The following is an 8,958-nucleotide window of genomic DNA, read 5'->3' as shown; positions in this document are numbered from 1 at the left end:
AGACTTGAAGCACCATTTCCGGCATATCACCGGTTCTGGTGCTTCTTTCTTTTGACATGCTTTGCATAAGAAAGCTATCTATGCTTCCAACATCTTGCGTATTATCCAGCTCACGATCTGCCTCTGCTATTTTTCGAAAATACCCATTTTCGCAGAATCTGCATTTGCAAGGACTAAATCCACATTGTCCTAAATTTATAATGATCAAATGCTATACCCGCAGCCTACCTTTTCATGTTGATTATTCCGGGGCTCTCTGAGCCACCTGTCCGGAACCCCTTTAACAAGAGCTTTAAGGTCTCTGTGTTCGGAACTGTCTCACCCGTTTCCCTTAATTAAAGATATTGTTGGGTAAAAAAGAAAGGTCAGTCGATTTTGCCGATGAAGCGGTAGTAGATTTCTACTTCCTGCTCACGACTTCCGTCCTCGTCCTTGACAGCTTCGTGGACGGTTATTTTTTCAATTAGAGTGTTCAGAAGTTCGGCGGTCAGCTCCACAGGGTTGACATACTGTTTCATTAGGGCAATCCACTTTTCAGCATCCGCTGCGGTCTGTACGGCGGCTTCCATCGTTTCGTGAAGCTGTCTTATTTTTGTTTCAAGTTCCTTTTGCTCGTTCTGGTACTTCTCGGACAGCATATTGAAGTTATACTCGGTTATGCGTCCGGCAGACCAGTCCTCATACATTTTAGCAAACAGCCCGTCAACCTCGGCTTTACGCTTCTCTGCCTTTTTCAGCTCCGCAGCCTGCTTTTTCTTCGCAGAGTTTCTTTCCCTGTCGCTGGCATTGAGTAGCCGTTTCAGCAGCTTGTCCTCGTCTTTCTGTACCATCATAGACCAGTATTGCAGTCTTGCAAGCACATAGGCATACAGTACATCATAGCGGATATAGTGCATGGAACACTGGCGTAATCCCTGTCCGTACTTACTGCAATGGTAGTGTGCATAGGGATTTTTGTTCTGGCTGTTTACACCATAAGCCAATGACCATCCGCAGTCCGCACATTTTACCAGCCCGGAAAATATCTGCGTTGTGCCATTCTTCTGTCGTCTGCGTCTGCTTGCAATCAGCTCCTGAACTTTTTGGAACACTTCTTCGGAAATGATGGCTTCGTGGGTATTTTCCACACGATACCATTCTTCCTGCGGCTTCCGCACCTTTTTCTTGTTCTTGAATGAAATGTTGCTCTGCTTGTTGTGAACGCTGTGACCGATGTAGGTTTCCTCTTTCAAAATGCTCTTGACCTGTGCTATCGTCCACGCATAGGCTTTTTCTGCGGGCGCACCGGCGTAGATATTGGCGAAAGTCCCATATCTTTCATAGTTCAGCCAGCCGGGGGTAGGTACTTTCTCCTCCACCAGAATCCGTGTAATGCTGGCGGCACCCCTCCCGTGTACGGCAAGGTCAAAAATCTTCTCTACAATCCAGCGTGTTTCCGGGTCGATCAGAAGATGACCTTTTTTGTCCGGGTCTTTTACATAGCCCAGCGGTGCATAGGCTCCATAGTGTGCGCCATTGGCAAATCTTGTGTGCATGGCAGCCTTGACCTTTTTGCTGGTCTGTCGGGCGTGCATTTCATTCAGGATGTTTAAGAACGGGGCAAGCTCGCTTTCTCCGTTGATGGTGTCCACATTGTCATTGATGGCAATGTAGCGTACTCCCTTGCTGGGGAAATAGATTTCCGTGTACTGACCGGTCAGGATATAGTTTCTTCCCAGACGGGATAAGTCCTTTGTGACAACGCAGTTGATTTTCCCGTCCTCGATGTCATCAATCATCCTTTGGAAACTTGGACGCTCGAAATTTGTCCCGCTCCATCCGTCGTCAATATACTCGTCTACAACGGTCAACCCATGCTCTGCGGCATACTGCCTAAGCATCATGCGCTGGGTCTGGATACTGCCGCTTTCCCCCTGTAATTCATCGTCACGGCTCAATCTCAAATATAGTGCAGTGTTATAAATCGTTGTATTGTATGGTTGTTTCACGGTTAAAAATCCTCCTTCTAAAAGAAACAACCCACGCTTATACAATACTCGCTGGTACAAGTATATCATAAGCGTGGGCTGATTGACAGTCGTTATTCCGTATTTTTTCAGGAAGCGGCGGCAGCGTGCTGGATCACATCTTCCAGCAGGCTGTCAAGCGGCTTCCCATCCTGTGCGAAATGCTCCGATACCTTGATACGGACTTTCCCCATGACAAAATACTGGGTGCCGTCTTTTTCGGTAAGCAGGGTGCCGCTGTTTTTGTTATTGCTCTCGTTTTTGCTTTTTGCCATAGGCAGTTACCTCCATAAATGAAATATGCCCGACAAGGGAATGTCAGGCAGGTGTACAGCCGCAGACTGTCTCCGTGTCAACCAAACCGTGTCAACCGGCAGAAAAGACTTTGAAAACAATCCATAGGCGCTCTATTATTACTTTTTACTTTTTCTTTGATTTCTTGGTTGACATGGTTGACAAAGGAGAGAAATGCCCCAAATATCAGGCTTTTCCCCGTCAACCGGCTGTCAACCAAAGCGTCAACCAAACTGTCAACCGGTGGCTTTTCAGAATGGCAGTTCCATTTGCCGGGCTTCTTCTTCCGTGATTTCCTGAAAACCGTCCCCCTCCGGCGGAGCTTGGTTGACACGCTCCCAGCCTTTTTGAGAACCGTATTTCTTATACCGCTTCGGGCTTTTGTAGGCTACCCAGCCCTGTATGATGCCGCCCGCAATGCCGGTATTCATAATCTCGCAGATTGCCCGTGTCTCCCAGTCTGCCGGGGAATTTAAGTTCCCCAGTGCTTCCTCATAAAGCTGCTTGGAGCATACCCTGTCGCCGGTGTAGTCCTCCAAATAGGCGTAGATCATGCCAGCTTGTGTGTCTTCCTGCATAAAGTCCTGCTGGTGGGCGTTCAGGTATCGGTTCATTTCCATACTGAATGACAGCTTATACTTCCCACTGCGGTAAACCGTCATGGCTTCCGCCCACATCTGTTCGATATACGCCCTCGCCGCCGCTTCATCATCCAGTATGTGAACCTCCGCCCGTTCCGGGTACACCGTCACGGGGAGAAAGCGCCGGTTGCCGGTGCGGTCACGGGGTAAAAAGTCCTGCCGGTTGGTCGTCCCTCCGAATACACATTGCCGCAGCCGGTCTGCCGGGTGTGTCTCATACGGCACCTTGTAGGTTTCTTTCTGGCGGCTTAAGAATGACTTGATTTCCTCAATACTCTTGGCATTGGCTGTGGCAATCATCTCCGACATCTCGATAATCCAATGCCCTTGCAGCTTGCGGTACACATTTTCATCGTCCAGCTTCTTCAAATCGTCTGAAAACCATTCGTCCCTGCCTGCCAGCAGCCGGAAAAAGGTAGATTTCCCGGCTCCCTGACCACCAACCAGACAGAGCATGACCTCAAACTTGCTCCCCGGTCTGAATACCCGCCGGATGGCTCCCATCAGGAACAGTTTCAAGGCTTCATAGGTGTATTCGTCCGTATCGGCTCCCAGAAAGTGATGCAGGGCGTAACGGATGCGCTCTGTGCCGTCCCATTGCAGGCTGTTCAGGTAATCCCTGACTGGATGGTAGCGGTTTTCATTGGCAACAATCTTGATGGCGCTCTGCACCTTTTTCTCGCTGGTAAGCCCGTAATTTTCTTCCAGATACAAAAGCAGGTAGTTCATGTCCATGTCGGTCAGCGTGGTACTGGTGCGCTCCCAGCCCAGCGGCTTCACAATGTCAATCTGCTCCGTCAAAAGGTTCAGGCGCAGCGCCCCGCGAAACAGAGGGTCACGCTGGAACACCGTCAGGCAGTTTCGGATGCTGTTCTTCACGCCGCCTTTCTGCGTCCCCTCTAATGTTTCCCGGATTTCTGCCGGTGTCTGCGCCGGTTCCATTGTGTCCATCGTCCTTTTGACCGCTTCCTGCGTTTCCGGCGGCAAGCTCTGAAATTCGCTGTTCAAGCCGCAACACCTCCTTTCCCTGTGCGGCGATCAATGCCGCTTTTTCTTCTATTTCTCCGTATAACAAAATATCCAAAAGGTATTCTGTGTAGCTTATCCTCTGCAACGCTTCCACAAAAAGAGGATGCCAGATGGCATCCTGCGGCTGTGGGGCGTGTGCTGTTTTCCAATGCTCCAGCAGGCGCAGATAATCGCATAGCACCCGTAAACAATACCGTTCCGTTTCCTGAAATCTCTGCTCCGCTGATTTTTGTCGGGGCTGTGACCTGTTGTGACGCTTCCTATCTGGCGACGCATTGCCGGATTTCTCATAGGAAACGCCGAAGTCCTCCGCAAGCCTGACCGCAGCTTCCCGTTTCCCCAATCCATACAGCAAAGCGGCAAAGTCAATCACATCCCCGGAAGCCCCGCAACCGAAGCAGTAAAAGCGGCTGTCCACTTTCATGCTGGGCGTGCGGTCATTGTGGAATGGACAGCAGACCATGCCATTTCTCCCCACCCGGATTCCATAGAATGAAGCAGCCTGCCGGGTGGTAACAGACTGTTTCACCGCTTCAAATACATTCAAATGCTCCCTCCATAAAAATACCGGTAGCGGTAAAGCTGCCGGTTATATCATAGCTCCATCTCATGTTTCTTTCTCTGTACTTCCTGTGGCTGCTCCCTCCGGCGCAGTGCGGTATCTACGGCGTTCTGCACCTGCCGCAGCCGTATGACTTCCTCCCGGAGTGGCTTGTGCTGCGGAGACAGTTCGGCATACTCTGTTTTTAACTGTGCATATTCCTGTTTCCATGCTTTCAGGGCAATGGGTTTTCCGTCCAGTTTTTCTTTCAGAATACGGCGGGCGGCATAAAACAGCCGTAACTCCGCATCGTGGGATGTTTCAAATTTCTCCCTCTGTTTCTTAAACTTGATATTGTTCAATTCCGTATGGACAGGTTTTAGCCGCTGGTAATTCTCGCCCTCCCGTATCAATTCCTGCAATTCCTTTATCCGGGCAGATTTCTTTTTCATGGAGTCGCTTAACGCTTCAAATTCTTCGTTGACAGAGGAAAGACGCTCCTGCAAATCCTCTAATGTGAGCAGCTTGTTTTCCGTCAGATAATTGACGGCTTCGGCAAACTGCTTTAAGTTTCCGGTTCTGGCTTTATTGCTCCATGCCCCTGCGTTGCGCTGGTTGTAATAAGCGATCAACAGGTCGGCAAGGCTCGGTGTCTGCGGTTTGGAAAGTTCTTCTTTTACCTCTGCCATCCAGACAAACAGGGCTTTGATCTTCTTCCTCACATCCTGCATGAGCCGGTTGGTGGCTTTAATCCAGCGGTTCAGTTCCCCTTTCTCGGTGCGGATGCCCTTTGCTTCCATCTGCCGGACATTAGCTCCCTCGTGGACAGTAGGTATCAGGTCAAGCCCCTGCCGCACATAGGAACGGTGGTCGATACGCACATCCAGCCCTTTTTCCTCAAATTTTGTATTAACGGCAGCCGCCCACTGCTCCCGCCAGTGTTCCAGCGTTTCCGGCTCATGCCAGTCTGTTGTATGGACAGCGTTAAACATATAATCGCCGTTTTTATCCCGGATTCGGTTTCCATCTTCATCAAGAAGATATTCCCGCCGCTGTTTTTGTCCCCATGTGCCATCCGGGTTCAAAGGGCGCATTGTTGTCATCACATGGAAATGCGGGTTTGGGATACCGCCGTCCTCTTTCTCCGGGCTGTGAAAAGCGAGGTCAGCAATCATGCCTTTTGCCACAAACTGCTCCTGCACGAACTTCCTCGCCAGCTCCATGTTTTCTTCCAGCGTCAATTCATTCTGCATGGCAATATCAAAGGAATAGGCAAGCTGTGCTTTTGGATGTTTCTCGCAGTTCTCCACAGCATTCCAGAGGGTCGCCCGGTCAAGATATATTTCCGGCGCATGGGGCGGCAGCATGATTTCCGAAGCGATCACGCCGCCCTTTTTGGTGTAGTCGCTGACTTCTCCATAGTAGCTGCTGTAAAGGCGCTCCCCGGCTCGGTAGGCTGCGCTGGCAATGGCGCTCTGACCGGCGCTGCGCTTTATCTGTGCGATTGAAAAATGATAAAGTGCTATCCTTAGTCACCGCCTTTCTCCTGCCCGGAAATACGGGCGTGGTTCTCTGTGGCAGACCGGATGAAATGCTCCGCCTGCGGCAGATTCAAAATGTTTTCCATGAGGGAATAAAATTCCGCTTCGGATAGCTCCTTTGTCTGTGGTGCAATGCTCTCAATAGCTGCCCCACGGGTAATCAGCCGGTGCGTCCTCTGTTTCCGGGAACCGCTTTCCAGATACGCCTGCCGGTTTTTCAAACGCTGCATTTTCCGTTTTTCCCGTTCCAGCAGGACAGTGGTTTTTTCATATTCCTGCTTTAACTGTTCCAAAGATTTTTCCATGTTCTCACATCCTTTGCTTATAAGATAAAGAAAGACCATCCGCAGACAGTCTGTGTGTCAGTGCTTCTATAAAACCCGATGAAAAGGGAAAAACGCAGAGCGGATTTCTCTTTTCGGCGGGTACACAGGGGATAGCCGCTTTAGCGGCGCAAGGGGGTGTAGCCACCTTGTCGGAGCGAAGCGAACGCAGACCTCGGATTGCTGATTTTATCAGCGGCAGAGGTAAGCTCCGCAGGACGCACGATACATGGTCTTTAGACTATGTATAGAAGTGCGCCCTTAGTTCCTAAGGGATTTTGCCGTTTCCGGCAGTCTTGTCCTTTTTCTTGGAACGCTTGGAAAGATACTTCGGGCAGTCAACCAAAACCGCCCGGAAGCTCTGTTTACATTCGTGCTGGCATTTCCGGCACAGTTCGTTGTAAGTGATACGACTGCGGTCATTTAAGAAGAAAGACCATTCCAACCGCCGCTTGTTACTCATTCTTGCCATAACCGGCTCCTTTCTCCGTTTCTATCTGATGTACGCAGATAGGCTGTTTTGATGTAGCGTCTCGGTATCATTTTTAAGGTTTTTTCCCTCTGTATGCCCCTTTGGAAAGTGCGGCAGTATTGCAGTCAGGGAATGATACCTCACGCTTATTTGTCGCTTCTCGGTACGGTTTCGGAGCCTTTTGCCATCCATTCAAAGAAAGCAATTTTGCTGACCTTGATAAGCCTCCCCCTGCGGAACGCCGGAAAGCCGGGGGTGTGTACCAGCTCATAGGCGCTCGCTCTTGAAATTCCCATAATCCGCTGAATGTCCGCCACATCCAGAACCAGCGGTAAATCCTCGTAGCTGTTCAATCTCTTTTTATCGTTCATTCTGTTCCTCCCATAAATCAAATAGGTTAAAATGCTTCCTGTTGCCGTTCTCCCCAAAAGCCGTTTTCCTGCCCCATTCCTGCGGTGTTTCCCTGCATTGGTGCGCCGAATGCGTCACTTCTCCTGCCGGTCATATCCCTTTTGGACGGTCATTCACTTGTCAAGGTACTGTGTGGCACGAAATTACCAACTGCAATCATCATAGCGGACTATTCTTGACAAAACAATGCTTCTGCGATACCATGAGTGTAACGGATATAACTAAATTATATAATTACCATAATCAAAGGCAGGGGATAGGGATGGAGAATCAGTTTATACGGCATGAGCCATGTTTTGAGAGGATTTTGTTTGTCCTGACGCTGGACAGGAAGAAAATGAAAGAACGGATTTTGATTGGGGAAGAACAGCAGATCCGCTTCCGTCTGAACGGGAGCCAAAACGCAGAGGTGCTTTGTGATATGACACGCCCGCTGGGGACTTTTTTGATAAACTTTGAGTGCGACACGGACAGAGATTGGAACTTATACGGGCTTTCTCCACTGCGGCAAGCCCTCCACTCCAACCGATGGAAACAGCCGGAGCTGGAGCAGGCGGCAAGCGAATTTCTCTGGGGAAAATATCTTAGCAATGACCCTCTGAAAATGTATGTGGCGTTCCGTATTTGGAACAGCTATCTGCTTGCCAGAGAACCCCGTGACCGTAACGCTGCCTGTGACCGCTTCATGGATAAAATGAGCAGACTGACCGGGGTATTCCAAAACGAAGCCATGAGCTTTGACAGGGAGACAGGAAAACCGAAATATTTTCAAGCTGGCAGCCTTTATTTCAAAGGCGCACCGTCAGAAGATACCCGGCTTGACCTCTGGTTCCCGGACAACCGGCGCACAGAAGAATGTGTGTCTGCCTATGCGTCCCTCTACCCGTTGATTACCTATTATCTGAACAGGCTGAATGACTGGGGGCTTTGCTTCCGGCAGTGCAAGGTCTGCGGAAAATATTTTCTGGCAAAGAGCCAGCGGTATGAGCTGTGCAGCGATAAGTGCCGCAAAGCACAGGCGCTTCAAAACAAGCGGGAATTTGACGAGAGGGCAAGAGAAAATAACTATGACCTGCTTTATAAAAATGAATGCCAGAACTGGCGCAACAAAATAAACCGGGTAAAAAATACCGCAGGCTTTCCGGCTGACCGTCTGGAAAAAATACAGGCTGCCTTTTCCGACTTTAAGAAAGAAGCCTTACAGAGAAAAAAGGCTGTAAAAACAGGAACAGCCAGCCCGAAAGAATTTACGGACTGGCTGTATCAACAGAGTGATATTATTTTGAAATTAACTACCTTTTAAGTGATGTCTATACAAAAGATCATTCCTCCCTTATGGCAGACAAGATGCTTGTTTTCTTCAACTCGGATTTTGCGTATGCAGTGAAAATCAAATATATAACTGCTAAAACAACGACTAACGCCAGTAGAAACAGCCACGGCAATACCAACGTAATGCAATGGTTTACCGCATCCAATCGTCTACAAACAATTACACTTAAAATGCTTCCAAATACAAGAGCTATTACCAACGAACCTCCGAGGTAAATTCCCATCTCCCTATCCAGCATTGCTTTCAACTGTTGCCGTGTTGTTCCAACAGCTTCAAGCAAACCGAATTCACGCTTTCTATTCTGAAAATCAACCATAAGCATATTCATAAGGCTGATACTTCCAAAGACGAACAGAATAGCAGAAGT

General features: G+C 49.2%; 11 protein-coding genes. 1 reads left to right on the top strand and 10 read right to left on the bottom strand.

Annotated features, from left to right (window positions below; genetic code table 11):
- The 9 genes from ACMP1L_RS13140 to ACMP1L_RS13100 form a co-directional block, all read right to left on the bottom strand.
- The coding region (locus ACMP1L_RS13140) for a hypothetical protein (RefSeq protein ID WP_418453288.1) at positions 1–208 on the bottom strand (208 nt) is incomplete at its 3' end.
- 157 nt (positions 209–365) lie between these two features.
- Positions 366–1,988, bottom strand: a complete 1,623-nt coding sequence (locus ACMP1L_RS13135; protein WP_306793674.1) for a recombinase family protein — start codon at positions 1,986–1,988, stop codon at positions 366–368.
- A gap of 107 nt (positions 1,989–2,095) precedes the next feature.
- Positions 2,096–2,281, bottom strand: a complete 186-nt coding sequence (locus ACMP1L_RS13130) for a hypothetical protein (protein WP_004849804.1) — start codon at positions 2,279–2,281, stop codon at positions 2,096–2,098.
- 270 nt (positions 2,282–2,551) lie between these two features.
- The gene (locus ACMP1L_RS13125) at positions 2,552–3,892 is read right to left on the bottom strand and encodes a virulence-associated E family protein (protein WP_009321442.1); all 1,341 of its coding nucleotides are present in this window, start codon (positions 3,890–3,892) and stop codon (positions 2,552–2,554) included.
- A complete protein-coding gene (locus ACMP1L_RS13120; protein ID WP_179138631.1) occupies positions 3,777–4,517 on the bottom strand; it encodes a CHC2 zinc finger domain-containing protein in 741 nt (246 codons plus the stop codon). Before ACMP1L_RS13120 ends, ACMP1L_RS13125 begins: the two co-directional genes overlap by 116 nt.
- A 47-nt stretch (positions 4,518–4,564) precedes the next feature.
- A complete protein-coding gene (gene mobQ / locus ACMP1L_RS13115; protein WP_306562165.1) occupies positions 4,565–6,037 on the bottom strand; it encodes a MobQ family relaxase in 1,473 nt (490 codons plus the stop codon).
- Positions 6,038–6,039: 2 nt separating this feature from the next.
- Complete coding sequence (locus tag ACMP1L_RS13110) at positions 6,040–6,357, bottom strand: DUF3847 domain-containing protein (protein ID WP_173729253.1); 318 nt, start codon at positions 6,355–6,357, stop codon at positions 6,040–6,042.
- Positions 6,358–6,643: 286 nt separating this feature from the next.
- On the bottom strand, positions 6,644–6,847 hold the full coding sequence (locus tag ACMP1L_RS13105; RefSeq protein ID WP_117554933.1) for a hypothetical protein: 204 nt from the start codon (positions 6,845–6,847) through the stop codon (positions 6,644–6,646).
- A 146-nt stretch (positions 6,848–6,993) separates the two neighbouring features.
- Positions 6,994–7,218, bottom strand: coding sequence for a helix-turn-helix domain-containing protein (locus tag ACMP1L_RS13100; protein ID WP_008368839.1), 225 nt, complete (start codon positions 7,216–7,218; stop codon positions 6,994–6,996).
- A 302-nt stretch (positions 7,219–7,520) separates the two neighbouring features.
- Here ACMP1L_RS13100 and ACMP1L_RS13095 point away from each other — a divergent pair, with 302 nt between their 5' ends.
- Positions 7,521–8,561: a DUF6076 domain-containing protein gene (locus tag ACMP1L_RS13095; protein ID WP_418453287.1), complete on the top strand. Its 1,041-nt coding sequence runs from the start codon at positions 7,521–7,523 to the stop codon at positions 8,559–8,561.
- A gap of 19 nt (positions 8,562–8,580) precedes the next feature.
- Here ACMP1L_RS13095 and ACMP1L_RS13090 read toward each other — a convergent pair.
- The coding region (locus ACMP1L_RS13090; protein ID WP_418453286.1) for an FtsX-like permease family protein at positions 8,581–8,958 on the bottom strand (378 nt) is incomplete at its 5' end.

The organism is Ventrimonas sp. (assembly GCF_048380235.1).
Taxonomy (GTDB): Bacteria; Bacillota; Clostridia; order Lachnospirales; family Lachnospiraceae; genus Brotaphodocola.
The sequence above is the reverse complement of the archived record's forward strand: the minus strand, read 5'-3'. Positions and strand labels throughout refer to the sequence as shown.

Excerpts from the sequence above, each read along its gene's own strand:
- ACMP1L_RS13100 (WP_008368839.1), bottom strand. The coding sequence starts at position 7,218 with ATGAACGATAAAAAGAGATTGAACAGCTACGAGGATTTACCGCTGGTT.
- ACMP1L_RS13130 (WP_004849804.1), bottom strand. The coding sequence starts at position 2,281 with ATGGCAAAAAGCAAAAACGAGAGCAATAACAAAAACAGCGGCACCCTG.
- ACMP1L_RS13125 (WP_009321442.1), bottom strand. The coding sequence starts at position 3,892 with ATGGACACAATGGAACCGGCGCAGACACCGGCAGAAATCCGGGAAACA.
- ACMP1L_RS13095 (WP_418453287.1), top strand. The coding sequence starts at position 7,521 with ATGGAGAATCAGTTTATACGGCATGAGCCATGTTTTGAGAGGATTTTG.
- ACMP1L_RS13105 (WP_117554933.1), bottom strand. The coding sequence starts at position 6,847 with ATGGCAAGAATGAGTAACAAGCGGCGGTTGGAATGGTCTTTCTTCTTA.
- ACMP1L_RS13110 (WP_173729253.1), bottom strand. The coding sequence starts at position 6,357 with ATGGAAAAATCTTTGGAACAGTTAAAGCAGGAATATGAAAAAACCACT.